Source organism: Imperialibacter sp. (genome assembly GCF_048007035.1).
In the GTDB taxonomy this organism is placed as follows: domain Bacteria; phylum Bacteroidota; class Bacteroidia; order Cytophagales; family Cyclobacteriaceae; genus Imperialibacter.
In genome coordinates, this window is sequence record NZ_CP180355.1 from 998,077 (window position 1) to 1,024,471 (window position 26,395).

A 26,395-nucleotide genomic window follows, 5' to 3' on the forward strand; every position below is an offset into this window, starting at 1 on the left:
GAGCCCAGGCCCTGTTAGCCCTCCTTTAAAATTTATAATAATGCACAGTGGAAAAAAAATAACGATGAAACAAGTACTTCTCATATTTGCAGGTCTGCTAGTCCTCCCTTTCGATACCATTGCACAGAAGGTAACACCAGAAAAGCTGAACCAATTGGCAATGGAGCATGGCAAGCAAAGCCTCAACACTCTGTACGAGCTTTTGAGCCTACCAAATGACGCACACTACCCTGCCGATATTGAAAAAAACATTCAATGGTGCGAACAAGCCTTTGCAAACAGAGGATTTGCTACCAAAAGGCTGGAGACGTCAACCGTTCCCCTACTGCTGGCGGAAAGAAAGGCAAAAAAGGCCACCAAAACAGTTCTCATCTATCTGCAGTTGGATGGGCAGCCTGTAGATTCTACTAAGTGGTTCCAAAAAAGCCCCTGGATTCCTGCATTAAAGAAGCCGGACGGCAAAGGTGGCTTTACGGAAATCGATTGGAGCAACCTCAGCGGTTCGTTTGATCCGGAATGGCGAATTTTTGCCCGCTCCACCAGCGACTCCAAAGGAGCGGCCATGGCCTACCTCACCTCACTTGATGTGATGGAAGAGCTGAAAGCGGAGCCTAACTTCAACATCAAGGTGATCATGGACTTTGAGGAAGAGCTAGGCTCACCAAGACTTCCGGGCGCAGTGGTTGCCTACAAAGAAGACCTGAAATCCGACATGCTCATCATATTCGACGGGCCCAGACATGTGAGCAACGAGCCTACGCTGACCTTTGGAGCCAGAGGCATTGCCACCATCACGCTCCATACATTTGGTCCGAGGGTAGCCCAGCATAGCGGCCACTATGGCAACTACGCCCCTAACCCCGCACTCAATATGGCTCAGTTGATTGGCAGCATGAAGGACAAAGACGGCAAGGTCGTTATTCCCGGTTTTTACGACGGGATAATCTTTGATGAAAAGACCAAAGCCATCATGGCCAGCGTGCCTGACGATGAGGAATTTATCAAAAAGAAAATTGGGATTGCCGACATCGACAAAGTAGGCACAAACTACCAGGAGTCGATACAATACCCTTCCCTGAACATCAGGGGGATGTCGTCTGGCTGGGTGGGAAAAGAAGTGCGCACCATTGTGCCGCCAACCGCTACGGGCGAAATCGACGTGAGGCTGGTCATGGAAAGCGACCCGGAAAGGTTGATTGGGCTGATAAAAGAGCACATCAAAAGCCAGGGCTACTACGTAATTGACAACCGTAAGCCGACTGAAGAAGAAAGAATGTCGAAGTCGAAAATAGTTTCATTTGACTACGAAGTAAGTTACAAAGCTTTTCGCACCGACTATGACACAGAAGTGGGGCAATGGCTGGTGAAAGCCATGACAAAGGCATTTGGTACTGAACCCATTATGATTCGAACAGGTGGTGGCTCAATCCCGATATCGCCGTTTGTTACAACGCTCGACATCCCTGCCGTGCTGGTGCCAACGGTTAACCCCGACAACAATCAGCATAGCCCCAACGAAAACATCAGGCTGGGGAACTATGTCGATGCGATAAAGACATTTACTGCTATTATGATGGAGAAGCTTTAGTGCCCTCATAAAAAGAATAAGAAAATGGTCAATCCATACTTCGAAAAATTCAAAGTGAGAGCCGCTGAAATTGGGCCAAATGGGAAGGCCAAATTCCCGGTGCTGATCAATTTTTTTCAGGAGGCTGCCTGGCAGCATGCAGATGCACTTGGCGTGTCAGTTCCAGCGCTTATGGAAAAAGGGCATACTTGGGTGCTGCACCGGTTGTTTCTCAGGGTGGTGAAGCCTATAGAAAAAAATGAGGTGGTCGAAGTGGAGACCTGGCCGTCGGGTATCGAAAAGTTCTTCACGTTCCGGGACATGAGGTTCAAAAACGAAAGGCAGGAGCTGGTGGCAGAGGGGTGCACAGCCTGGGTGGTGATTGATGTAGAGAAAAGGCGGCTTATTCCGGTGCCTGACTATATCACAAGTGGCAACTTCGTTATTGAAAACAATCACCTCCCCCACCCAACTGACAAGCTGCCATCGCTGGGAGAGGCTCTAAGTGGCCCCGAGTTCAAGGTATATTATCAGCACCTTGATCAAAACAACCACGTCAACAATGTTCATTACCTGGAATGGATGCTGGCCTCTCTGCCTCAGGACTACCTACTGCATATGAGTTTGAAGGAAATCGACATCCAGTTTAAAAGTGAATGTGTGTTAAACGACGAAATAGTAAGTGAATTTCAGCAACTGTCGGACACTGAAATAATTCACAGTTTGAAAGAAAAATACAGCAAAAGAGAAGTGGCAAGGGCGATAAGCACCTGGGAGGAAAGGTAGAGCAGGCGTTGGGGGATTGGTCTCCAAAAGCGCCTCCACCTGAAGAAATGCTAAATTGATTTGAGAAACATGAAAGAATTCAAAAAATCGACAGTGCTTCAGGTTCTCATCATTAACTGGTGCGGAATTGGCCTTATTCTGATAATATTTCGTGTTTACGCATTGATAGGCATTGGCTTGATGCACTACACAAGCGTTGCAGCCATGACACTAACGTTTGCCAGAGGGCTTGCAAGTGATTTGATTACTGCCCTCTGCCTGGCACTTTTATTTTCGCCACTCTTGCTACTTCTTAGGCTAGTTATTCCCAAAAGGCCCCTGGTCTGGCTGCTGCCTCCTTACCTTTTTGTTGCGATACTGAGCTTTGGCCTGGAACGCTATTTTATTAGTGAAATGACGCCAATTGGTGCAGACTTTTGGAACTATTCGGGTGACGATATCAGAACCACCATTGCAGCGTCAGTGCATTTCGACGCCATTCTTGGGCTCGGCCTTTTTGTACTGGCCCTTTCACTTTGTTGTTCAGCCTTTCTTAGTCAAAGGGCCCTCGAAAACTTTGGAAAAAGGTACTATTCGTTCAGCCTTTCAGCTTTGGGGCTGTCGGTGTTGGTGAGTTTTTTTGTTCCCGACTTCGCCAGTTTGCAAAACCAGTACCTGGCCGAAAACAGGATGAGTTATTTTGCCCTTCACTCTTTTGCAGGAGTGAGTGCGGCCAATACTCCATCGACGGTCGTAATAGAAGCGTACCCTTTCGAAAGACCCTTTGAGGAAACGGACATATTAGGCCCTCACTTTAAAGAATTTGATGTTCCTCCTAACCTGATTTTTATACAAGTGGAAGGGTTGGGTGGAGCGATTACCGGCAAAGAGGCCAAAATGAAAGGGTTCACGCCATTTCTTGACAGCTTGAGCGAAGCCAGCCTTTTCTGGCCCAATTGCCTAAGCACCACCGGCAGAACATTTGGTGTGGTTCCTGCCTTATACGGCTCCTTGCCACCCGGCAACCAGGGCTTTATGGACCTGGGGCCTGACTACCCCTCCCACTTCACCCTGATTAGCTGGTTAAAAGGCAACGGCTACTCCACCTCATACTACTACGGCGGCAATATCAACTTTGACAAAACCGACATTTTTCTCGACTACCAGGGCATCGACAACCTGATTTATGAAGGACGATTTCCTGACAGTTATAAGAAAATGGAAGCCAACAATGAGGGTTTTAGCTGGGGCTATCCTGATGGGGCACTTTTTGACTTCTATGAGAAAAGTATCTCCACCGTGTCGAGTCCACGGATGGATATGCTAATGACCCTGACCACCCATGAGCCCTTCAGGGTACCTGAGTCTGGCGTCTATTCCAAAAAGTTTGATAGCGTAGTTGCAGGTTTTGACAAAAAAGAGCTCTTTCTGGCTTATCGGAATATCTTTGAAACTTTCCTCTACTTCGACGATGGGCTAAGGATTCTTTTCCACAAACTCTCGAAAAGGGCCGACTGGGAAAACACCATCGTGGTCATCACAGGCGACCACAGAGTGATTCCATTGCCGCAGGAAAGCCCGTTGGATAGGTTTCACGTCCCTCTGCTTATCTTTTCTCCTGCTCTTTTGCGTGGGCAAACATTTAAAGCGATGGCCAGCCACACACAAGTAGCACCGTCCTTTGTTAGCTTTTTCAAATCGAAGTATCGGTTCCCTGTCGAAAACAAGCTTCCCTTTGTAAGTGGCTCTTTACCGCAGCAAACCGATTTTGAAGCCAGGCTTTCGCTGCCACTTATGCGCAACAAAGGTGAGCTGGATATCTTTATCGATAACAATATTTTGTTGGCTAATGACCGGTTGTTCGAAGTCGGCGAGGGGCTTGCAATAGAACCACTTAATGACGCAGAAAAAAAAGCCAGTTTGAAAACAAAGCTTAACCTTTTCAAGCAGAAACAAGAAGTGGCCCTGCAGGAAAACAGGCTGTGGGAGTACAAAAGCGGACAAAGTAATCAACAGTTTACGTTCAGCGATACCGCCTTGCAGTGGATCAAAGACATGGGAGTCAAACAAATGGGGTCTGACAGTCAGTTCTACTTTGCCAGAGAGCTGGCCCACAACAAAGAATATGAGCGGGCACGGTGGGCCGCTGGCTACCTCCTCAACAACAGCCCCAACTATAGCGATGCACGTATACTGATAGGCCGAACATTTGCCTGGGAAGGCCAATACAGTCAGGCGACCCCAATACTTCAGGAAGCCCAACGCCGCAGCCCCAATTATGAGGATGTGTACCAGGCGCTGGCTGATGTTTATTTTTGGAGTGAGCAGACCGATTCTTCCCGGCTGTGGGTCGACAAGGGTTTGGAAAGATTTCCGAAATCCGTTCAGCTACAACAAAAGAGGAAGAGATTAGAAGAGTAGAACAGCTTAATGTTAAATGTCTTTTTCAATTGATGAACAATTCAACGTACTTTAAGTCATGCCCAGCGCCAAAATAATATTTGTTTTATTCAGCGTCTCATGTCTGGCCCTAGTCTCAGCAAATGCACAACGGGCTGATTCTTTGGCTGCTTACAACTCAGACGAACTATTCGCCAAAGGAAGGTCAGCCTCCTTTGATGGAAATAGGGAAAGGGGCAGGGTTTATCTGATGAAGGCGCTTGAAAAAAGTCCCGGCTACGTGGAGATAAGGGTTTTCCTTGCCAGGACATATTTGTGGGACGACATGCCAGATAAAGCCAAAGAAACACTTGCACCACTGCTCGACCAGGAACCCCTGGATTTGAGTGCGGCCAAAGTGATGTTTGATGCTGCCTATTGGAATGACGATTCGGAAACTGCTTTGCTGTGGGCCAACAAAGGGTTGGACAAAAACCCCACAGACAAGGACATGCTTATTAACAAGGCAAAAGCCCTTGGTGACCTGGAAAGGTACGACGAAGGGCTGGAGGTGCTCGACATCCTCTTGCAGCGGTTTCCCGGCGACAAGACGGTGCTTTCTCTTTGGGAGACTTTCAAAACCGCCAGGCGTGCCAATTCCATCACCGCTTCTGCCAGCTACGACTTTTATTCAAAGATATTTGGTAATGCCTCCCTCTACAGCCTGCAGTATGGCCGGAGAACGAGCATCGGCAGCATTTTTCTCAGGGCGAATGAATCTAACCGTTTCAGCACCAACGGATGGCAAATTGAAGCTGACGCCTATCCTTCCATAGCCAAAGGGGTGTACGCTTATCTCAATTATGGGTATTCGCCCACGTCACTTTTTCCGAATCACAGGGCAGGGGGCGAAGTTTATGTAAGTCTTCCATGGGCATTCGAAGCGTCAGGAGGGTTTCGCTATTTGTACTTCGGCAAGGATTCCGGTTTCATCATGTACACAGGAACCCTTGGCAAGTACTATAGGAGCCTGTGGTTCTCTGCGAGGGTTTTCATAACACCCGACCCGGCCGGGGCATCCAAATCGTTGGGATTACAAGTGCGCCGGTATTTCAGCAATGCAAATAACTACGTTGGTATTACAGGAGGCTTTGGCTTCTCGCCCGACTTTCGAAACCTGCAGAGCAATGAAGGCTTCAGTAGCTCCGAGATTTATAAGCTCAAGGCATGGAGGATTGGTACCGACTATCAGCAGCCAGTTGGCGACAGGTGGCTACTGTTAGCTACTGTGGGTTATGCAAGCCAGGAATACCTATTTGATGTTGGCAACTATGTTGGTATTACTTCCTGCTCGGTTACCGCCAGGTACCAATTTTAGACTGCCTAAGCCAACGGCCATCTGTTTTATGTTAAACCACCTCGTTAATAGCCTGACCAAAGTCCTTTTCCATTTCCATGAACCTGGCCATCACCTTAGCGATGAACGCCTCCGACACAATTTCGTTGATGTCGTTTTCTGAGGTTAAGTCCATTTCACTCACTTTATAAGTCTGCTCCAGCAGGCCGTATTCAAACTTCACCAGGTACCGGCCATTCCATGAGAAGACCGTGATCTTGGTTTTTGGGTGCGGAATCTCGGCTACAACTCGCATTATGGCTTCACTATTTCCACAGAATGGGTGAGGTTAATTTCCGAGCTAATAGAAGCGGCTACGCTGCAATATTTTTCTACTGCCAGGTCAACCAGCTTTTCTACCTCTTGCAGCTGCGCATCAGGTGAAACCACCTTGTAGTGCACATGAATGTCAGTGAACCTTCTTGGCTGCTCTTCCCTCCTTTTGCCCGTCACTTCTGACGTCAGGTCAACCAGGGTCTTCCGCCTTTTCTTGATCATCGACACCAAATCGACTGCTGCGCAGCTGGTGATGCCTGCCAGCAACAGTTGTGTGGGTGAAAAAGCCTTTTTGTCATCCTTCGCCAGCATATCGATGTTCAAGATATTGCCAGACTCGTTTTCGGCCTGATACTCCTCATCGGCCACATACTTAAGAGATACTTTCATTTCCTGCATATGCTTACAATTATTTGAGCAAAGCAAAAGTTCAAAACTGCTGTTATAAACTGACTATTCTATTATTGAAGTCACCGGAGCAAAACTAACACAACTATTGATTCTTATTTGGAAGATTATTCTCTAATATCGGCTCAAAGCAAGGAAGATGGATGTACGAGTTAAGTTTTTAGGAGGTGCGGGGTCGGTTACCGGTTCGAAATACCTATTGGAAATCGATGATTTTAAGCTTTTGGTTGATTGCGGCCTGTTTCAGGGCATGAAGGAATTGAGGCTTCGGAATTGGGATGCTTTCCCGATAGATCCTGCTACAATTGACGCCGTGGTGATTACCCACGCCCATATCGATCACTCAGGCTATTTGCCAAAGCTGGTAAAAGAAGGCTATGAGGGGCCCATTTATTGCACACACGCCACGGCAAGGCTCATGGAGATTATGCTGCGAGATTCGGGCAAGCTACAGGAAGAAGAAGCCGCTTATGCCAGAAAAAAAGGATATTCCCGTCACGAAAACCCTCTCCCACTTTACACACTGGAAGAAGCAGAGCACTCCTTTAGCCAATTTGTCAGCCTGGACATCGATGACACATTTGAGGTCAGTCCAAATATCAGCCTAAGGTACCTGTATGCGGGTCATATTCTTGGTGCCGCCCATGTCGAGATTGAAATAAAGGGTGAGCAGCAAACTAAAAAGCTTCTGTTCAGCGGAGACATCGGCCGATACGACAATCAACTTTTGTACGACCCGACCGACGTTGAGAAAGCCGACATTCTCTGGGTAGAATCGACGTACGGCAACAAGGCCAGCCCCGAAACAGATCATAAGGTGGCACTTAAAAGGACGATTCTGGAAACCTTTGATGCCAATGGATGCGTGCTGATCCCTGCTTTCTCCGTCGGACGCACGCAGGATATCCTGCTGCTGCTCGCTCAGCTTTTTCAGGAAAATGCTATTCCCAACTGCCCTGTTTACATCGACAGTCCCATGGCCATTTCAGTCACCGGTCTCTACAGGGAGTTTCACAAACTCCACCGCCTCGACGATGAAATGATATCAAAAGCGCCGGTATTTGATCACCCCAATTTCAAATACGTACGGACCCAGGACAGCTCGGAAAATATCAACACCGTGAAAAGAAACGCCATCATCATTTCGGCCAGCGGCATGTGCACCGGCGGTCGGGTGTTGCACCATTTGTTTCATCGCCTGCCGAGAATGAACGATACGGTCATCATTGTTGGCTACCAGGCCGAAGGTACCCGGGGAAGGCGCATTTTGGACAAGGAGCCGCAGATCAGAATATTCGGAGAAATGGTAGACCTAAGGTGCAGGGTGGAATATATTCAGGGATTCTCCGCACATGCCGACCGTAACGAGTTGATACGTTGGCTGAAAAACATTAAAGAAAGCCCCAAATACACTTTTATCGTGCACGGAGAGAAAGAGGGAGCTGAAGCGTTGGCGATAACTACCAGCACTGAAATGAACTTTAACACCTATATTCCGCATTACATGGAATCGTTTGATCTTTTCCAGGGCATATGAAACCGCTGTTGATCATCGGCCTTCTGCTGGCTGCTGTCGGTTGTAAATCTTCGTTATCATCCACGAGCAGTACACAGGGAGTGACCGGCGCAGTCTATTGGATGGAGGGGGATTTTATGCCTCGAATCGGCGAAAAACCGGGCGGGAGTCGCCAACCTATCGTCAGAGAAATTTTGTTCTATGGGCCTGTCAATGCCTCCAGCCTTGGCACAGAAAATGGCCCCATTTACAAACGCTTACCTATCGAACCTATCGCCCGTGTGAGCAGCAATGAAAACGGCACATTCAGAATTTCCCTTCCTGTCGGCACATACTCAGTCTTCACCAAAGAGCCTGATGGGTTCTTTGCCAACCGCTTCGATGGCAATGGAATAATTAACCCTGTTGAAGTAAAAGCCGGTGCTTTTTCCGAAATTGTTATCGAAATCAACTACAAGGCCGTTTTTTAACCACTTTGGCAGCGACCTTATTGCTCGCTTGAAACATTTTTCAAATATTTTATCACCCCCATGCAACCTCCGGCCCCGGCAGGTGCATCTACCTGTTGAGCGACCTAATCAATGAGGCTGATACTACAAGAATCGAAAACCGAAGAAGCGCTAATCAGGGGATGTCAAAAAGGCAACTCCCGTGATCAGCAGACGCTTTTCGAAAAGCATTCGGCCAAAATGATGGGGGTTTGCTACAGGTATGTGAAAGACTCCGACGAAGCGGAAGATGTCATGATCAGTGCCTTTGCCAAGGTATTTGAAAAGCTTGACAGCTTTCGGTTTGAAGGGAGTTTTGAAGGGTGGCTAAGGCGGATCATGGTCAACGAAAGTTTGATGTACCTCCGCCGCAACAAGTCAATGTATGTGGAGGTTGAAATAGAAAAAGCCGACAGGGAACCGGACTTTTCCCAGCTAAGCGACCAGCTGGAGGCCGACGATCTGATGGCAATGATTCAGGAGCTTCCGGTGGGGTACAGGACAGTTTTTAACCTCTACGCCATTGAAGGGTTTAGCCACCAGGAAATTGCTGAGATGATGGAGATAAGCGAAGGCACGTCAAAATCTCAGTTGAGCAGAGCAAGGGCACTTTTGCAAAAGCAATTGCTCGAACAGGAAAAAAAAATGAATGACAAAACAGGAAGCCATGAGCACTAAGAAAATAGATCACTTATTTCGGACAAAACTGGAAGCACATCCGGTAAGCCCCAGCCCCGAAGCATGGGCCAAACTGCAGGGGAAAATGAATCCTGGCAGCCGAAAAAAAGGAGCGTTTTGGATGTCGGTAGCAGCGGCTATCTCAATGATCCTTTTTGCTGGGTGGTTCATTTACAGGCAATCGACAGGTGAGCTCAATAGCCCCAATGCCCTGGCCGGTATTGATAACACGGAAAAAGTGACCACCCCGGAAAACACGAATCCGGCATTAGCCGACGATCAAACACCCGATAATATGATGGCGGAAACGCAAGTTGGCTCAAAGGAAACTCCAGAAGTGGCTGTAGCTGCCGAAGAGCAGACTACAGAACGTAAATCTCAAACAGTGGCAGATGCACCTGCGAAAAAAATAAACAGGCCCGTGCAACCTGCTACCACACAAGTGGCATCTACCACTCAAATGGAAGAAATGGAAACGGAGGCACTCATAGCGCTGGAAGATGTAAACAAAGTGAACGAAGTAACCGAAGACACCACTATTCCTGAAACACTTGAAATAGAAAAGATTGAACAGAGTCTGGTGGCCGATGCTCAGGCACCCGTGGAGCCGATGGAGGTAAAGATCACCTTCAAAGCCGATGAGGACGAAGATAGATTTCTTGAGCCAGTGCGTGAGCTGATAGCTTCCGATGACGGAAAGGACAAGAAGAATGGATTTAACAAGCTCCTGGCTTCCGCCCGAACATTCAGCAACAGAGACATTCTGGCCGAGCTTCGGGAAACCAAAGACGGGCTTTTAAGTGGAAGTTTGAAAATTGGAATTACAAAAAACGAAAAGGTCAATAACTCAAAATAAACAATTATGAAAAAATTATCATTATCTCTACTAGCTGTGCTGATAGCCATTGGCTTGTCAGGCACTTCAGCAAAAGCTAACTCGGCCGAGATGGACACCATCCTCATCGAGCTGGGGCAAAATAGCAAGATCATCCTTGTGGTGAAGGATCAGAAAGACCTGGAAACCATCAAGAGCTACGACATCAATAAGATGCTGAAAGATTTGAAACTATCGATCGACTCTTCATCAAGTGAAGTGAATTATTTGCAGATCACCGATGAGTCGGGCACCAGGTACTTGCAGGACACTACCATTGTGTGGAGCAACAACGAATACCCCAGACGCAAAGCTGAAATCAACATCGGCAACAAAAAGCTGGAAGTGGCCGCTGACGACTGGGACGACATCGAAGACGAATTCGACAATGATGACCTCGACGTGAAAAAGTACGAATATGTAGAGGACCGTCGGTACAGAACCAAGCATTCGTTCAACGTTGAGCTTGGCATGAGCAACTGGCTGGAAGATGGCAAATTCCCCAACGACAACAACCAGCCATACGCTGTGCGCCCTTGGGGCTCGTGGTTTGTGGGGCTGTCGAGCATCAACAAGTCGCAGGTAGGTGGGCCGTTGTTTGTGGAGTGGGGCTTCTCCCTCAACTGGTACAACTGGAAGTTTGATGATGACAGAACCACACTCGACAAAACACCTGAAGGGCTTAGCTTTGGAACGATAGATCCGAATTTAGACCCTGTGAAAAGTAAACTTTCGGCTACCTATCTGAATGCCAGCTTCGTTCCTCTACTCGATTTTGCCAAGGGAACCAGAAAGGTAAAAAGCCTTGAAAGAGGGAGTTTGAAGTATACTTCCTATAAGAAAAGAGGCATCAGGATTGGCGCCGGTGTGTATGGTGGCTACCGACTAGGCAGCAGCACCAAGGTGAAAACTGAAAGCAGTAAAGACAAAGAAAGAGGCAGCTATTACATGAACAACTTCCGATATGGTGTAAGAGCGCAGTTTGGCTACAAGGGTCTCGACTTCTTCGCCAACTACGACCTCAACGAAGTGTTTGTGAGCGGAAAAGGGCCATCTTTGAACGCTATCAGCTTCGGCATCATCTTATAAACTCATTGCCCAATTTATTTCAAGTCCGAAGAGGCTGACTCACTTTTGAGCAGCCTCTTTTTTTGTTGCCTAAAAATTCGAAGCTATTCTAGCAGCCTTGCCTTAACTTAGCGACATGGATGCACACTCAAACCCATGGACAAAGATCTCGACCAAGAAAATTTATACCAACCCCTGGATCGAACTGGAAGAATTTCAGGTGCTAACACCAACAGGAACGCCCGGAATTTATGGCAAGGTTCATTTTAAAAATAAGGCAATAGGCATCATACCCTTTGATGGAGAGATGAACACCTGGCTGGTGGGGCAGTACCGCTTTCCGCTTGATGAGTATTCATGGGAGATTCCTATGGGAGGCGGGCCGCTGGAGATTGATATTCTTGACTCCGCCAAAAGAGAGCTTAAAGAAGAAACCGGGCTTTCCGCCCGCAAGTGGACCAATATACTTCGCATCCATACGTCCAACTCAGTCACCGACGAAGAAGGGTTTATATTTCTGGCCGAAGACCTTACTGAGGGTAAATCCGAGTTCGAGGAAACAGAACAGCTGATCATCCGTAAACTACCATTTGGTGAAGTATTGGAAATGGCGATGAGGGGCGAAATAACTGATAGCCTGAGTCTTGCCGGCATTTTCAAGGCGGCCCGTTTAATGAATTTGTAATTTTTTTGACTATAGCGCTTTCATGGCAAACCCTTATCCCTGGTCGTACTACCTTCGAAACAATATCAAGCTGGCTTACCCGGTTATGCTGAGTCAGCTTGGGCACATTTCCGTGAGCGTGGCCGACAGCGTAATGGTAGGTCAAATAGGTGCCTTGCCACTGGCAGCTGCTTCTCTCGGCAACAGTCTTTTTGCGGTCTTTATGCTTTTTGGTATAGGTGTTTCTTATGGAATTACGCCACTTGTAGCCTCGGCCTACGGCGAGCAAAATGCCGGCAAATTACTAGACCTGTTGCGGCATGGCGTGGTCAGCAACTTTCTTATGGGGTTATTTCTTTTCGGCCTGATCGTAGGCGTTTCTCCGATTTTATATCACCTGGATCAGGAAGCCGATGTTGTTGAAAACGCCATACCCTACCTGGGGATCATCGGGTTTTCCATCGTTCCCCTGATGGTGTTTCAGGCCTTTCGGCAGTTTACAGAAGGGCTCCACCTCACCAGGCAGGCAATGACCATCTCTATCATCGGAAACCTCTTCAATATCTTTCTCAACTACCTGCTGATTTATGGAAAATGGGGCTTTCCGGCACTCGGGCTGAACGGAGCTGCCATTGCCACGCTGGTAGACAGGGTATTGATGGCCATTGCCATGGGCTACTTTGTCTTTCGCTATCAAAAATTAAGGCCCTACACCATCGGCTTTCATCTGAAAAATCTTTCGAAGGCCATTTTCAAAAGACTGCTGGCGCTTGGTATCCCTTCGGGTATGCAGTTCATATTTGAAGTGGGTGCCTTTGCAGCAGCAGCCATCATGATTGGGTGGCTGGGTGCCAATGCGCTGGCCGCCCACCAAATTGCCCTCAACCTCGCAGGCGTCAGCTATATGGCTGCTACCGGCATTGCAGCTGCTGCCAGCATAAGGGTAGGCTTTTACCTGGGCCAAAACGACTACGTGAACATGAGAATGGCGGGCATGGCAAGCTTTATTATGGCCATGATTTTCATGACTGTTTGCGGGATCACCTTTGTGCTTGGGCGTAACTTTTTTCCTTCGCTATACATCGACGATGCCGAAGTCATTTCGTTGGCTGCGGGCATGCTGGTGGTAGCAGCCTTCTTTCAAATCTCCGACGGCGTGCAAGTAGTTGGATTGGGGGTGCTAAGAGGACTGTCCGATGTAAAAGTGCCAACTTTGGTGACTTTGATCGCCTACTGGGTAATTGCGTTGCCAACCGGCTACGTGCTTGGCTTTGTCTTTGATCTCGGCACAATCGGGGTCTGGATCGGGCTTCTTTTTGGCCTTTCGATATCAGCCGTTGCCAACTTCACAAGGTTCAAAGGCCTCAGCAAACGGCTACGCACGCAGGCTCAAGAAAAGACTGCAAGTGTGGCTGACAACAACCAGGAAGCAGTTGCCAAACCGGTCGCTTGAAAACGCAATTATTTTCGGGAATAGCCGGAGCGGTGGTATCTCCAACTCATTCCCAGTTGGAAATTGAAAACGCTCGTCCGGTCATTCACTTCCGCCACATTGGAGCCAAGCACTACCTCAGGAAAGTCGTCAATTTCAAAAGGGAAATAGGCATTCACTCTGAAAAAGGGTGACACGCCAAAGTTTTTGTTAAAGTAAATGTCGTACCCAACGCCAGCCCCTAAAAAAGGCACCATCTTACTTGGCTTATAGGGCTCACCGTCAAGGCCGTTCTTAAGCTCGAGATCCTGATAGACACGGGGCAGCATATATGAAACGCCCGGGCCCGCCATCATATAAAAATCATGAGCAAAACCCTTCTGTACTCTTTTTCCCAGCTCAAACACATACACCTCGGCCGACACCTCCAGCGTGATGAAATGCATAAGCAAATCAATTTCATACAGCTTATTGTCCGTCACACTTCTTACCCGCTTATAAACCAGCTCAGGCGTGATGAAAATATGATTGCCGATTTCATAGTCAAATTCAAATCCGGCAAAGAATCCATTTTGCAACAACGGCTGATTATTGTCAAACTGCGGATGCGCAAGATTGTAGTGCCTCACCACCTCATTCCAGCCAATTCCATTCATATAGTTGTATCCCGCAAGAAAACCAATACCAACCTCAGATTGAGCGAAGGAGGCCCCGGGGGCTATCAACATCATTAAAACTAAGATTCTCTTCATGAGATACTTTTTAGTATTTCGTATGCAGCACGGTAGCCCGTTTCCATAGCACCATGCACAGTTCCGAAGTGGCCCTCGTTGTGGGTAGCCTCACCTGCAAAATATATTTTGTTATCAATGGCACCAGCCAAAATTTCCCTCGCTCCCTCGCTCCCAACTTTGGGGTAAGAATAGGCTCCCCTTGTAAACGTGTCCTTTGACCAGTCCATCACGTAGCTCTGGGTTAAGAACTTAGTTGCCTGCCCATTAAACATATCATCCAAATCTCGCAGCGCAAAGGTAACAGCGTCGTTGCCCAATTCACTTAAAGTAGCACCAGCCGAACCATTGGCTTCGCCCACCAGCACGTTGTTGAAAAATATAAGGTCATCGTCAAACTCAGACCTTTTCCCCCAACCTGGCGCTTTGTACACAGGTATTATTCCACCAGGATAAACGGTGCTTGTTTCATCGCCCCAGAAATTTTGACCGAAACGCATAAATATTTTTACGCTTGCATCCATGCCAATACCGTCCATGGCCAGCAGCTTTTCCTCCGGCAAGGCAGGGTTAAATGATATCCTCCCTTCTTTGAGAATAGGTAACGGAACGGTGACGATGACCTTGTCTGCCTCATAAGTCTGATTGGCATCGTCAGTCAAAACCACCTTGCCGCTGCTATAGTCTATGGACTTAATAGGTGTATTTTGTCTTATTTTGGAGCTAATAGGCGAGTACTGAAGATCCAGCACCTCGCTAAATGACCTCCGTCTCAAAAGGATCTTTTCATCTCCTGAAGTCCGCTTTGCCAGTGCTTCGTTGTAGCCAGCAACGCTCAGTAAATCCAGGTCAGTGCCAAACTCATTGGCGATAAATGAGTTCAACAGCGTGAGTGATTCATCAGACAATGGCTCTTTGTTGAGATAGTCTGACAGTGAAATGTCAGGCCCGCTATAAAGTGGAAGCTTTTCTATGACTTTGCTGGCAGCTCTGAACGATGTGTTCGAATTAGCTTCGCTCTCTTCAATGGTCTTTCCCGTCAGTTGGTAGTAAGTTTTACCTCTATCCTGGTAGTACTCAAAATTGGAAATGCGCACCGCATCATAAAAAACGGAATTCACTCCCCGCACGTGATCGGCACCAAGCTCCAAAGGGTATCCGGTAAATTCATCAAGCGCCTTTATTCTGCCCCCAACTCTGTTGGTAGCCTCCAACACCTGTACGTCAACACCATTTTTGTGCAGGATATAAGCAGCATGCAAGCCGGCGGCTCCGGCTCCCACCACAATCACTTTTCCCCCAAAACTGAGGTTGGGGAACAAATCATCCTGCGTTTCACAGGACGACAGCACTGATGGCAGAACGTATCCCGCCGGTAAGCTCAGAAGTAGTTTCCTCAAAAAGGAACGCCGATTATTCATTCAATAGAGAAGTCAGTATGCTGAAAAACGATGAAAACTTAACCAAATTTAAGCAAAGGCCCAATATTTTACTATTCGAAGAAAAAAATGCACTTATAAAAGCTCTTATGCTGTTAGGAGCGCTGCTCCAAAAACACCCGCACTATCGCCCAATTTCGGCCTCAGAAACGGTGTTTCCAGCCGGGGATTGAACAGGTGTTTCTCAGCTTCCTTCACACCCCTCGAGTACAATAGGTCAATATTACCCACTCCTCCGCCTAGCACAACTGCGTCGGGATCAACGATATTTACTATCACGGCAATGGCTTTTCCGAAGAATTCAACCATTCTGTCCATCGTTTGCACAGCTGCCTTATCGTCTCCTGTTTTAGCCCGCTCCACAATCTCCGGAAGTTTTCGTTTCTCACCTGACAGGCTCTCATAATACCTTTGAAGGGCGGGGCCTGACAAAACCTGCTCAACGCAGCCGGTATGCCCGCAATAGCAGGGCCCTCCTGATGCATCAAGGAAGTTATGACCCCATTCGCCGGCGATGCCATGGCGACCATTCGGCACTTTGCCATACATCACCAGGCCTCCACCCACACCTGTGCCGAGAATGACACCAAAAACAACTTTCGCATCCGGCACCTTCTCGGGCACTGCACCCCACAAGGTTTCCGCAATGGCAAAGCAGTTAGCATCGTTGGCCATGGCTACAGGAAATCCGAGCTGCTTTTCAAGGTCTTGCCGCAGAGGTTTTCCATTGAGGCAGGTGGTATTAGAGTTTTTCAATGTATTAGTAGTTGGGTCCATGGCACCCGGCGTTCCAATACCAATACTTTCAGGGGTAAGGCCACTTTCCGTCTTGAGCAAATCAACCAATTTGCAAATTTGCCCAACGATATGATCGTATCCCTTGTCGGCCTCAGTAGGCAGTCTCAGTCTGGCAATTACGTCCGGCCTCTTATCTGAAGAGATAATGACGCCTTCTACCTTTGTGCCTCCCAGGTCAATACCCCAAAGTGGTCTGCTCATAACAAAAACTTTTGCCGAATATAGCCCAATAAATAGCTGTATTGCAAAGAGCGCACATTAAAATCCCGTTCACCCAACAAGCTCCCAACCCTTTCTGTAAGTCCTTTTAACAAACTGATTGGCTTCGTCAAAATTTGTCACTTTCATATTTTCAGCATCCCAAAGCAGCTTTTTCCGGCCAGGGTATCCCTTTCCTCCCTTGATTTGATAGGCTCTGAGAGCCACGTTGCCCAGCAAAATGGCCTCAGTAAACGGGCCACTGTAATTAAATGGGGAGCTAGGCACTCCTTTGCCATAACCCGCCATAGCTGCATCAACCCAATTGGCGTAATGACCATCAACTCCTTTCGCAATTCTCGGAATTGTCTCAGCGGGAAAGGTTTCCGTCTTCATTCTCGACGACGGAAGCAGCCTGGGCTTTCGTCCCCACATTCCCGTGATGATTTTTCCTTTGGTACCCTCCATGATAAGTCCGCCGTCCACGTCGCCCATTTCTTCATCGGGAAGCAACTCCAATGGCCTCTCCGGCCGAAGGCCGCCATCCATCCAGGTGAGCCTGATATCACCTTTGCCATCCGTTCGGGGAAAAGTAAAATGTATAATGGAAGAAGGTGGGCAGCTATCGGGATAGTCGGCCTCTACAAAAAAATCGGACCAGATGGTAGAAGCACTGCATTCGACATCAGAGGCATATTTCACGGGTAGTATTCTGAAAAATGGGTCGAGGATATGGCAGGCCATGTCGCCCAGTGCCCCGGTACCATAGGGCCACCATCCCCGCCAGTTGAACGGGTGATAGGCTGGGTTGTAGTCAACAAAGTCGGCACAGCCTATCCACAAGTCCCAGTTGAGCGCTTTAGGGATATCAAATTTCCCCTTCGGCGTGGGCAGCCCCTGAGGCCAAACGGGGCGGTTAGTCCAGGAATGAACCCGGGTAACGTCGCCAATCATGCCTGCGTCGACCCATTCCTTCACTGTGCGCACATCGTCACCAGAGCCACCCTGGTTGCCCATTTGGGTTACCACCTTGTATTTCTCCGCTGCCTGGGTAAGGAGCCTGGCTTCGTAAATATTGTGAGTAAGCGGCTTCTGCACATACACATGCTTGCCCATCGACATCGCCCGCAGAGCCGGATGAGCATGCATATGGTCGGGCGTGGTAACAGACACGCCATCGAGGTTCTTTCCCTCTTTGTCTAGCATGATGCGCCAGTCTTTGTAGTAGGTGGCTCCCGGGAAACGCTTGACCGACTTTTCAGCGCTCTTATCATCCACGTCGCAAAGGGCGATGACTTTGGCATTTTTGCAATCACCTATGCCTTTCATGTCGACTTCGCCTTTGCCCCCTACCCCTATCCCTGCTGCGTAGAAAGTGTCGCTGGGAGGAATGAATCCTTTGCCTCCAAGCACAAACCTTGGCACAATGGTGATGCCCGAGGCAATGAATGCAGCGTTTCTAATAAAAGATCTTCGTGAGGCTGAATTGCCAGACTGTTGATTTTTTTTTGATCTTGACATGACAATTAGAGAGTGTTTCTAGTTTCAATTTACATTTTTCAGGCATTCTTTTCTCAATGCCGTATTATTGCTCTCAAATTCACCTATGCTCCAACCATTTTTTAACGAAGGACTGATAGAAGCTGGCTGTGATGAAGCTGGCCGTGGCTGCCTGGCTGGGCCTGTGGTGGCTGCGGCAGTCATCCTTCCTCCCGACTTCCATCACAAAGTACTCACCGACTCGAAGCAGTTGAGTGAAAAACAACGAATGGCACTCAAAGAAGACGTGAAATCGGCTGCAATTGCCTGGGCCGTAGGCTGGTGCTCCCCTGAAGAAATCGACAAGATCAATATACTGAACGCCTCGTTTGTGGCCATGCACAGGGCGGTAGATCAGTTAAAAAAAGTGCCCGAGCACCTGCTGATTGATGGCAACCGGTTCAAAAAGTATAAAGAACTCCCTCACAATTGCATTATCAAAGGCGACAGCCTCTACTACAGCATTGCGGCGGCTTCCATTCTCGCTAAAACCTACCGGGACGAATGGATGGAGCGGCTTGGGGAGGAGTTTCCGGTGTATCAGTGGGCTAAAAACAAGGGCTACCCGACCATGGACCACCGGGAAGCGATACGGGCACACGGCATCACATCCTACCACAGAAAATCTTTCAGGTTGTTGCCTGAGCAAATGGAGTTGTTTAAATAGCGTCACAAATTCAATAAAATGCCTTACACCATCCATCAACAGCTGGCCTACAACGTGTGGGCCAATGAAGAACTTGCCAAAACCGTCGACCGGGTAACAGAAGAACAACTGGTGCAGCCAGTGCTGAGCAGCTACCCTACGCTCAGAGAAACCTTGCTCCATATTTGGGAAGCACAGGTGATTTGGCCATCACGCATGCAGAACAAAGTGATGGACAAGTGGCCCCGGTTATCGTTTGCTGGTGGAAAAAAGGAGGTGATGGAGGCGTTGGTTACCTCAGCAAAAGACATGCAGAAGTTCGCCTCGGAGGCGGGGTCGGAGTTTCTGGCCGAAAAAATGATCTATCGCAACATGCGCAACATGCCGTACGAAACCGTTAAGGAAGAAATACTTTTTCATGTGGTAAACCACGGTAGCTACCACCGGGGCCAGGCTATTACAATTATCAGAGGCCTGGGTATTACCAAAATTGACAATACAGACCTGATCACCTACCTGCGAATATCTGCCGGCCAACAGGTTTAGTCGCAGGTGGCATTTTTCACAAAATACCCCGCCAATTTTGATTAGACGATAAGTTGCAAGCCGGTGGGGCAATCATCTCTTCCTTTCAATACATTAATTTGCTAGATTGTAAGGTATACGGGCCAGTCCTAACCTCTCAGTCGGCCCATTGCTTAACTAAATGAGTACAAAACCTTACTTACTATGAATTACAACCGTAGAGATTTCATCCGTACTGCCGGAGCGGTATCAGCAGGCGCACTTATTTTACCACAAATGGGATGTAGCAGCAGCAAAAGTGGTGCTGAAACTGCTGCCGAAGGCGCAGCAGCCACTGCCGAGACCATGGCCAAGCCGACCATTGATAAATTTGGCATCCAGCTCTATTCAGTCCGTGATGTGATCCCCGCCGACCCAAAAGGCACCATGAAGCAGCTGGCTGGTTTTGGTTACAAGCAGTTTGAAGGCTACGAAGGCCCTCAGGGCATGTTCTGGGGTATGAGCCACACTGAATTCAAAGCCTATATGGATGAGATTGGTGTAAGCTTCATTTCCAGCCATTGCAATGTGAACGAAAATTTTGAAGAGAAATGTGCCCAAGCTGCGGAAATAGGTATGAAACACCTGATTGCTCCCTGGATCGGGCCGCAAAAGACCATGGACGAATGGAAGGTGGTAGCCGACAAGTTTAATGCGTGGGGAGAAACGGCCAAAAAAGCCGGCATCCGGTTCGCCTACCACAACCATGGCTACACTTTCGAAGCACTGGAAGGGCAAATGCCACAGGACTTCCTGATTGAAAATACCGACCCTGCCGTGGTGGACTTTCAAATGGATATTTTCTGGGTGGTGACTCCCGGAGCTGATCCGATAGCTTATTTCGAAAAGTACCCGGGCCGCTGGGTATCCTGCCACATAAAAGACCGTGAAAAAGATGCCCCTGCTGGTGAAGGGGATGCTTCGTGCATAGTTGGCACTGGCAGCATCGATTACGCCAAAGTGCTTTCTGCAGCCAAGGCTTCCGGCGTGAAGTACTATGTGGTGGAGCAGGAAAAGTATGCTAACTCTACCCCAATGGACAGCGCCAAAGCAGATGCAGAATATGTATCAAAACTTGTTTTTGCATAAATTGACCTAACGCAGCCTTTGCTCTGTTCAAAGGCTGCCTTTTAATACCTACTTTTCACGTTTACAACTACATCACAATGGATAACTCACGCAGATCCTTTATCAAAAAAAGTGCGCTGGCAGGCACTTTGGCCTTCGCTGGCAGTTCCTTGCTTTCCGAATCGCTGTTCGCCGCCAAAGGCAAACAACTTACCGGCCTTCAGCTCTACTCAGTGAGAGATGACATGAAGAAAGACCCTATGGCTACGCTGAAGGCGCTGGCTGACATGGGCTATAAGCACGTGGAGCATGCCAACTACATCGACCGCAAATTTTATGGCTGGTCGGCCAAAGAGTTCAAGAAAATACTTGACGACCTGGGTATGAAAATGCCTAGTGGCCACACTGTGATGCGCAGCGAGCACTGGAACGACAGCAAGAAAGACTTTACCGATGCCTGGAAAGCTACCATTGACGACGCAGCCACCGTTGGTCAGATGTATGTCATCAGTCCGTCGATGACGCAGGGCCAGCGCAAGGAATATGATCAGCTGATGCTGCTGATGGAGCGCTTCAATAAAAGTGGTGAGCTTTGCAAAAAGTCTGGAATGATGTTCGGCTACCACAACCACGACTTTGAGTTCAACGAAAGCCTGAACGGGCAGCTGCTTTATGACATCATCATGAAAAACGCAGACCCTAACCTGGTGATGCAACAGCTGGATATCGGCAACTTGTACAACGGCGGGGCCACGGCGCTGGAGATCACCAAAAAGTGGCCGGGGCGCTTTGCTTCCATGCATGTGAAGGATGAGATTCTAAGCAAAGAAGGCCATGAAAAATACGAAAGCTGTGTGCTTGGAAAAGGCATTGTGCCGGTAAAAGAGGTGATTGACCTTGGCAAAAAAGACGGCACCATCCATTTCATCATCGAGCAGGAAAGCTATCAGGGCATGGCTCCGCTCGCCAGCATGAAAGAAGACCTGGCGATCATGAAGAAGTGGGGGTATTAGAAGAGGAGTTGAGAACTGAGTATTTGAAGATTTGAAAAAAGGCGCCGACTGGCGCCTTTTCTTGTTGTGGGCTGTGGCTGTTACTCGTCTTCATAAAATTCGTAATCATAGTCGATCGTAAACTCCAGCTCTTTGTAAAGATTGTAGATTTCCGTTCTGGTTCGTAGGCCCTCGTCGGTATAGAAATGCTCCCTGTAGTTGTACATATTCTCTTTAATGTAGTACTCTGTTCGTGTGAGTAAACCACCTTCGTAGGCGAACTGATAAACTCTGTCGGAGTAAGTTACCCGGGAAAGATTGTTATTCTCATAGACATACACGACGCCATCACCTTTTTCAACTACCCCATTCTTTCCGAAAATCTCTTCAGCTGCCTCATCAGGAATATAAGAAGCCAAATACCTGGTAACCTTGCCATCGTTATATTCAAATTCCTCCTCATATCCTTTAAACAGCCTATGCGGTGCTTCCTTATTATTGTAGAAAACGTGATTATTCGCCATAGCATCTTCATTGAGACCAGTCTCCGTGGTGAAAATTTTGACAGGCAGGTCAAACTGCCCCCTCTCCACAGACACATTATAAGTAAATATCTCAGAGTGTGTCTTCATCTTAGGGTGGCCATTTTTCACATAGTCCCAATACTTAGCAGGCCAGTCGTTTCCATACAAAATATTGTTTTCGGCATTACCCAATTCTAACCCATCCATAACCAAAGGCACATTGATAGGATCCGGCGCCGACCAGAACTCACGTCGAAAGGGATTCTTGTAGTTGTAGGGATACGTCATGTGCTGGTCTACCCTGTCGATGGTGCCGTTAGGGTGATAGTAGGCAACGGCTATCACCCGGTCGTCTTTGTCCTGAGTATCGGTTTGGTGGCTGGTGAAGCGGGTGGTGACGGTTTTGATATTCTCCATCGCTTTCACCGGGTCTGCGCTTCTTCTGCCCTCCCATGGCTCCACACAGGCGATCAGCAAGAAAGCCAGTGAATAAAACAAGCTTGTCCAGACCAAACCACGATAGAACTTGTGCTTCCTGAAAGTATGAAGGCTTTCGATCCTTCTTTTTACACTTTTGGCACTAAAGAAATTACTCACCCTTTCATAGTAAAGCGTACTCGACAAGTCGATGAGCATGTGAGAATATGCCTTCCTGTCCACATGGTTCATCATCGCCTCATCCGCTTCGTATTCTGTATTAAGTCGGATTTGGCTTTTTATTAGCCAGCCTATAGGGTTAAGCCAAAACACTGCTGTGTAGACTTCGGAAAGCAGAAGATCGAGGCTGTGCCACCTTGTGGCATGCACGTGCTCATGCCGATAAATAATCGATTCCTTCGAGGTATTGAGAAGGCTCTTGCCAATGAAAACAAGTTGAAAAAATGAAGCACCGGTAAAGGCCTCCTTGTCGACAATAAAAAAAGTAGAAAACTCACCATCAACCTTTTCCGATGATTTCATTAGCCGGTAAACGCCGCACATACTTATGCCGATTCTTACCAGGAAAAACGTCACACCAATCAAATAAGCGAACAAGAGGATATCTCCTGTTTCTACACTGCTCACCTGTTCCACGGGAAGCGCCGCCGCAGTTATTTCAGGTACCTCTTTCATTGAGGTGGTGCTCACCGAAGAGGCAACCGACGACGGTGTGGCAATAAACGATGCGGGTTTAGGCTCTTCATGAAAAGGCACCGTTAAAGGAGAAGACAAGTGGAGGCCGGAAAATGGGATGGCTACTGACATCAACAGGCAGCTTAGCAGATAGAGCCTCCTGAACTTTACAGAAGTGCTCTTCGACAAGATCAAAAAGCCAAAGTAGAGGATGGCACTAGCCCCGCTTACTTCGAGTAGATAGATGAAAAAGCTATTCATGGTCTTTCTTGTTAATGATGTCTTTTAGTTTTTTTGCTTCCTCAGCCGAGAGGTCTTTGCTGCTCACGATGAAAGACATGAGGCTTTCGTACGAGCCATCAAAATAGTCGCTCATCATGCCCGAGAAAATACTCCTCCGGTATTCATTCTTGCTCACCTTAGGATAGTACATGTGGGTTTTTCCGTAGGCCTCATGACCTACCAACCCCTTGCTTTCGAGTATCCTTACCAAAGAAGAAATAGTATTATAGGGCGGCTTGGGCTCCGGCATCAGCTCAATAATGTCTTTTACAAACACTTTCTGCTTGCTCCAGATAATGTGCATGACAGGCTCCTCTGCCCTGGTTAGTCGTTCCATGAAATGAATATATAACTAAATTTTAAGTTATACAACTGATTAATCAGTTTTTATTTCATTTGCATTATCTTTTTGGGAAATAATTACTATGTAATACATCTATATTGTAAATTGATCAAGATAACTAAGAATGGAATGTTCAAGAAGGTGAATTTCGAATTTCCTACCAGGGAGCCTTTCATATACCTATGGATTCTGCTGATGTTATTCTCATGCAGCGATGAAAGGCCCTCTCCTGAAAGGTCTGCTTTGGTTCAAGCACCTTTTGTCGGCACCTGGGAAGTTGTGTCGGCACAGGAAGATGCGGTAACGGCGGCTGGCTGGGAGGGGCTGGAGATTGCCTTCGAGCAATTAAAAAAAGACAGCGGCAGCTTCTTCTTCCCCGACACCCCTGTTGATTCCATTTGGCCGCCAGTGGGTGGGTGGAAACACATCGACGAAAACGTTTTCACAATGAGGGATTCCGTTGGGGTTTACTTCTTTTTTAACCAGCAGAGCCAGCTGGTGACCATGTTTCAAATTCCCTACGTCGTAGATCCACCAGAGTGTGAGGCGCCATGCTCATTTGATGTTGCCGGAAACTGGCGGTTTATTTTCGACCCTGTTCCGTAAAATCAAACCCCACATCTGGTTTCCTTCTGTCGTTCGGGAAATCCAGGTCTTTTACGGGATAGGTAAGAACCTCAGCCGACTCGGGTTGGTATCCGCTGTCCTTCTTCGCAATGGTTAGCTCAATGGAATTCAGAAAGCCAAAGCTGTTGACGCTGTCGTAGTTGTTGCCATGCACATGCTGCACATAATGGGTGGCCCTGGTGGCTTTCAGGAACGGCACGATAGCATCTATGTTCTCTTCTACATTATGAAACTCTATCAGGAGGAGCTCTATTCTATCAAGCTTGTCGATAATGGTGTCGAGCAGCTCGTATTCGGTTCCTTCCACATCGAGCTTCACCCCATAGCCGCTGCTGTGTTCCAAAAGCGCTCCAAACGACTGCACCCCCGAGTTACTTTCAAGCCCAATGTGCTTTTTGACAAACTGCAGGTTGCCAGAAAATATCTGCTTCATGCGAAGCATCATCGATATTTTGCCCCACGACTGAGCAGGCGTATCCTGCACACCCAGAAACCTGAAGGGGTACAAGGCGATCTTGCCAAAGTTTTTAAGCACCCAGTAAAGCATGGTGCTGTTGAACCCTGATGTTCTGTCGAAGGCAACGATAGGTAAATCAGGTCGGCGTTCTTTCAGTTCGATCTCAAACGACCAATCGTAAGATAACCCGCAAGAGATAAAATGGCGGCAATTGGCCAAACTTTGAGATGAAAAAACGTAGCCTCCGTCGTAATTTCTGCCCACTCGTATCAGATCCGCCGGAGCAACAGGACGCAACAATTCCAAAATTCCCAGGGTTTCTTCCCGCATATCTACTTTCTCTTTCATCTTCAATGGCTGCTGGCGCAAAACAAAATGCAAATATGCGGGTATTATTCAGTTTTCTGCTAAAAATTCACTCAGCGTTTCTTCTTCTTGTAGATATTATTCAGGTCGTTTTCAAACAGCGTATACGGGTCCTCATAAAACTTCATGAAGTCGGGCACACTTACCTGCCCCGGATAAGGCGCATAGTAGTGCGTGGGGCTGCGGATGTCGTTGCGCCACACCAGCACGTAAGCCAGCCGCATCTTGTGCATCCGCATGGTCTTGAGCAGCGTCTCTGTCCACCACGTTTCGTTGGGAATCGACTCCAGACCTGTTTCGGTAAAAGCAGCCAGCTTACCGGACTTTCGGGCATAATCCGACACGATCTTTAGTTTCAGGGCAGCCGTGTCAATCGCATAGCGGTTGCGGCCCATGTCGCCATAGTTGTCCATGCCCACCATGTCCACCCATTCGTCGCCGGGGTAGCGGGCGAGGTATTTTTCTTCGGTAAGGAACTGATTGTCGGGCGAGAAGGCGTAGATGAAATTGTGTACATCCAGCTCGTCACGCAGGTAGCCCACCGTAAATTGCCACAAGGCGATGAACTCCTCCCGGGTGCAATGCGAAGCGCCCCACCAAAACCAGCCACCGTCAAACTCGTGATAGGGCCGGAAAATAACAGGTACGAGCTCTCCGTTGGCCCCTTTGATGCTATGAGCCCAATCAGCTATCCCTTTCAGTATCTCCTTGTATTGCTCGTGTGCCTGCCCGCCCGGAATGATATAACTCACGGCAGGCAGCGACACGGTGTCCCGCCAGTAGAAGCCTCCGCCCGACACGGGGTTCGAAAAGTGCCACGCAATGGTCGTAACTCCTCCCCTGTTGTAGGTATCCACCACATTCTTTCTGAGGCGCTCCTTAGCTTGCGCTATTTGCTCTGGTGAACGGCCTGAGAAGCCGCTGAAATCTACCCCAACCATGGCGGGATGGGAACCGGTCACCGATTTCACATCAGAGCGGTCTTCGTCGCCAGCCCAGCCATGCCCGTACTCGGTGGCGTGTTGGTGAGCAAACAGTGTATGTTTTTTGGAAAGCTTCCGAAGGCTTTTGTAGAGCTTCTGCGTTTCCCGAGTGGCATTGCTGTCAATGGGTTTGTTCTTTTGAGCCAAAGCAGTTGACACAAAAAAACCAATGAAGCCAAAGATGAGAAGAATCCGTTTCGTCGTCATGGGGGTG

26 protein-coding genes are annotated in these 26,395 nt (G+C 48.1%); 16 read left to right on the plus strand and 10 right to left on the minus strand.

The window, feature by feature from the left end:
- The first annotated feature begins 64 nt into the window (after positions 1-64).
- The 4 genes from ACMVP2_RS04450 (at position 65) to ACMVP2_RS04465 (ending at position 6,089) form a co-directional block, all read left to right on the plus strand.
- Entirely contained in the window at positions 65-1,588 is a 1,524-nt protein-coding gene (locus tag ACMVP2_RS04450; protein WP_416866872.1) for a M20/M25/M40 family metallo-hydrolase, read from the plus strand.
- A gap of 24 nt (positions 1,589-1,612) precedes the next feature.
- Entirely contained in the window at positions 1,613-2,353 is a 741-nt protein-coding gene (locus tag ACMVP2_RS04455) for an acyl-[acyl-carrier-protein] thioesterase (protein ID WP_416866873.1), read from the plus strand.
- A 69-nt stretch (positions 2,354-2,422) separates the two neighbouring features.
- A complete protein-coding gene (locus ACMVP2_RS04460; RefSeq protein ID WP_416866874.1) occupies positions 2,423-4,753 on the plus strand; it encodes a sulfatase-like hydrolase/transferase in 2,331 nt (776 codons plus the stop codon).
- Between the two features lie 142 nt (positions 4,754-4,895).
- Positions 4,896-6,089 (plus strand): YaiO family outer membrane beta-barrel protein, encoded by a 1,194-nt coding sequence (locus ACMVP2_RS04465; RefSeq protein ID WP_416866875.1) that lies wholly within the window; start codon positions 4,896-4,898, stop codon positions 6,087-6,089.
- A 31-nt stretch (positions 6,090-6,120) separates the two neighbouring features.
- On the opposite strand, the gene ACMVP2_RS04470 is transcribed toward ACMVP2_RS04465, so the two are convergent.
- Both ACMVP2_RS04470 and ACMVP2_RS04475 read right to left on the minus strand, forming a co-directional pair.
- Positions 6,121-6,363, minus strand: a complete 243-nt coding sequence (locus tag ACMVP2_RS04470; RefSeq protein ID WP_339788251.1) for a hypothetical protein — start codon at positions 6,361-6,363, stop codon at positions 6,121-6,123.
- A complete protein-coding gene (locus tag ACMVP2_RS04475; RefSeq protein WP_416866876.1) occupies positions 6,363-6,773 on the minus strand; it encodes an OsmC family protein in 411 nt (136 codons plus the stop codon). Before ACMVP2_RS04475 ends, ACMVP2_RS04470 begins: the two co-directional genes overlap by 1 nt.
- Positions 6,774-6,930: 157 nt before the next feature.
- Between ACMVP2_RS04475 and ACMVP2_RS04480 the strand changes: the two genes are divergently transcribed.
- The 7 genes from ACMVP2_RS04480 to ACMVP2_RS04510 all read left to right on the plus strand — a co-directional run bounded on the left by ACMVP2_RS04480 (position 6,931) and on the right by ACMVP2_RS04510 (position 13,532).
- On the plus strand, positions 6,931-8,328 hold the full coding sequence (locus tag ACMVP2_RS04480; RefSeq protein ID WP_416866877.1) for an MBL fold metallo-hydrolase RNA specificity domain-containing protein: 1,398 nt from the start codon (positions 6,931-6,933) through the stop codon (positions 8,326-8,328).
- Positions 8,325-8,777 carry a carboxypeptidase regulatory-like domain-containing protein gene (locus ACMVP2_RS04485; protein ID WP_339788256.1) on the plus strand — a complete coding sequence of 151 codons (453 nt, stop codon included), beginning with the start codon at positions 8,325-8,327 and terminating at the stop codon, positions 8,775-8,777. Before ACMVP2_RS04480 ends, ACMVP2_RS04485 begins: the two co-directional genes overlap by 4 nt.
- A gap of 111 nt (positions 8,778-8,888) precedes the next feature.
- A complete protein-coding gene (locus ACMVP2_RS04490; RefSeq protein WP_416866878.1) occupies positions 8,889-9,473 on the plus strand; it encodes an RNA polymerase sigma factor in 585 nt (194 codons plus the stop codon).
- The gene (locus ACMVP2_RS04495; protein WP_416866879.1) at positions 9,463-10,329 is read left to right on the plus strand and encodes a hypothetical protein; all 867 of its coding nucleotides are present in this window, start codon (positions 9,463-9,465) and stop codon (positions 10,327-10,329) included. Before ACMVP2_RS04490 ends, ACMVP2_RS04495 begins: the two co-directional genes overlap by 11 nt.
- Positions 10,330-10,335: 6 nt before the next feature.
- Positions 10,336-11,436 (plus strand): hypothetical protein, encoded by a 1,101-nt coding sequence (locus tag ACMVP2_RS04500; RefSeq protein WP_416866880.1) that lies wholly within the window; start codon positions 10,336-10,338, stop codon positions 11,434-11,436.
- Positions 11,437-11,551: 115 nt separating this feature from the next.
- A complete protein-coding gene (locus ACMVP2_RS04505; RefSeq protein WP_416866881.1) occupies positions 11,552-12,100 on the plus strand; it encodes an NUDIX domain-containing protein in 549 nt (182 codons plus the stop codon).
- Between the two features lie 22 nt (positions 12,101-12,122).
- The gene (locus tag ACMVP2_RS04510; protein ID WP_339788270.1) at positions 12,123-13,532 is read left to right on the plus strand and encodes an MATE family efflux transporter; all 1,410 of its coding nucleotides are present in this window, start codon (positions 12,123-12,125) and stop codon (positions 13,530-13,532) included.
- 8 nt (positions 13,533-13,540) lie between these two features.
- On the opposite strand, the gene ACMVP2_RS04515 is transcribed toward ACMVP2_RS04510, so the two are convergent.
- The 4 genes from ACMVP2_RS04515 to ACMVP2_RS04530 form a co-directional block, all read right to left on the minus strand.
- On the minus strand, positions 13,541-14,263 hold the full coding sequence (locus ACMVP2_RS04515; protein WP_350077688.1) for an outer membrane beta-barrel protein: 723 nt from the start codon (positions 14,261-14,263) through the stop codon (positions 13,541-13,543).
- The gene (locus tag ACMVP2_RS04520; RefSeq protein WP_416866882.1) at positions 14,260-15,642 is read right to left on the minus strand and encodes a flavin monoamine oxidase family protein; all 1,383 of its coding nucleotides are present in this window, start codon (positions 15,640-15,642) and stop codon (positions 14,260-14,262) included. The genes ACMVP2_RS04515 and ACMVP2_RS04520 overlap by 4 nt, the downstream gene beginning before the upstream one ends.
- Before the next feature lie 126 nt (positions 15,643-15,768).
- On the minus strand, positions 15,769-16,680 hold the full coding sequence (locus ACMVP2_RS04525) for an ROK family protein (RefSeq protein WP_339788277.1): 912 nt from the start codon (positions 16,678-16,680) through the stop codon (positions 15,769-15,771).
- 69 nt (positions 16,681-16,749) lie between these two features.
- The gene (locus ACMVP2_RS04530; protein ID WP_416866883.1) at positions 16,750-18,198 is read right to left on the minus strand and encodes a Gfo/Idh/MocA family protein; all 1,449 of its coding nucleotides are present in this window, start codon (positions 18,196-18,198) and stop codon (positions 16,750-16,752) included.
- A gap of 85 nt (positions 18,199-18,283) precedes the next feature.
- On the opposite strand from ACMVP2_RS04530, the gene ACMVP2_RS04535 reads away from it, so the two are divergent.
- The 4 genes from ACMVP2_RS04535 (at position 18,284) to ACMVP2_RS04550 (ending at position 21,507) form a co-directional block, all read left to right on the plus strand.
- Positions 18,284-18,883, plus strand: coding sequence for a ribonuclease HII (locus tag ACMVP2_RS04535; RefSeq protein WP_416866884.1), 600 nt, complete (start codon positions 18,284-18,286; stop codon positions 18,881-18,883).
- 18 nt (positions 18,884-18,901) lie between these two features.
- Positions 18,902-19,408, plus strand: a complete 507-nt coding sequence (locus ACMVP2_RS04540; protein WP_416866885.1) for a DinB family protein — start codon at positions 18,902-18,904, stop codon at positions 19,406-19,408.
- Between the two features lie 183 nt (positions 19,409-19,591).
- Positions 19,592-20,515: a sugar phosphate isomerase/epimerase family protein gene (locus tag ACMVP2_RS04545; protein WP_416866886.1), complete on the plus strand. Its 924-nt coding sequence runs from the start codon at positions 19,592-19,594 to the stop codon at positions 20,513-20,515.
- Between the two features lie 77 nt (positions 20,516-20,592).
- Positions 20,593-21,507: a sugar phosphate isomerase/epimerase family protein gene (locus ACMVP2_RS04550; RefSeq protein ID WP_416866887.1), complete on the plus strand. Its 915-nt coding sequence runs from the start codon at positions 20,593-20,595 to the stop codon at positions 21,505-21,507.
- A gap of 80 nt (positions 21,508-21,587) precedes the next feature.
- Here the strand turns inward: ACMVP2_RS04550 and ACMVP2_RS04555 are convergent, their stop codons facing one another.
- On the minus strand, positions 21,588-23,384 hold the full coding sequence (locus tag ACMVP2_RS04555) for a M56 family metallopeptidase (protein WP_416866888.1): 1,797 nt from the start codon (positions 23,382-23,384) through the stop codon (positions 21,588-21,590).
- Positions 23,377-23,742 carry a BlaI/MecI/CopY family transcriptional regulator gene (locus ACMVP2_RS04560; protein WP_151999749.1) on the minus strand — a complete coding sequence of 122 codons (366 nt, stop codon included), beginning with the start codon at positions 23,740-23,742 and terminating at the stop codon, positions 23,377-23,379. The genes ACMVP2_RS04555 and ACMVP2_RS04560 overlap by 8 nt, the downstream gene beginning before the upstream one ends.
- 135 nt (positions 23,743-23,877) lie before the next feature.
- Here ACMVP2_RS04560 and ACMVP2_RS04565 point away from each other — a divergent pair, with 135 nt between their 5' ends.
- Positions 23,878-24,354 (plus strand): hypothetical protein, encoded by a 477-nt coding sequence (locus tag ACMVP2_RS04565; protein WP_416866889.1) that lies wholly within the window; start codon positions 23,878-23,880, stop codon positions 24,352-24,354.
- On the opposite strand, the gene ACMVP2_RS04570 is transcribed toward ACMVP2_RS04565, so the two are convergent.
- Complete coding sequence (locus tag ACMVP2_RS04570) at positions 24,332-25,180, minus strand: hypothetical protein (protein ID WP_416866890.1); 849 nt, start codon at positions 25,178-25,180, stop codon at positions 24,332-24,334. The genes ACMVP2_RS04565 and ACMVP2_RS04570 overlap by 23 nt on opposite strands.
- A gap of 71 nt (positions 25,181-25,251) precedes the next feature.
- A complete protein-coding gene (locus tag ACMVP2_RS04575) occupies positions 25,252-26,388 on the minus strand; it encodes a glycoside hydrolase family 26 protein (RefSeq protein ID WP_416866891.1) in 1,137 nt (378 codons plus the stop codon).
- Positions 26,389-26,395 lie beyond the last annotated feature (7 nt).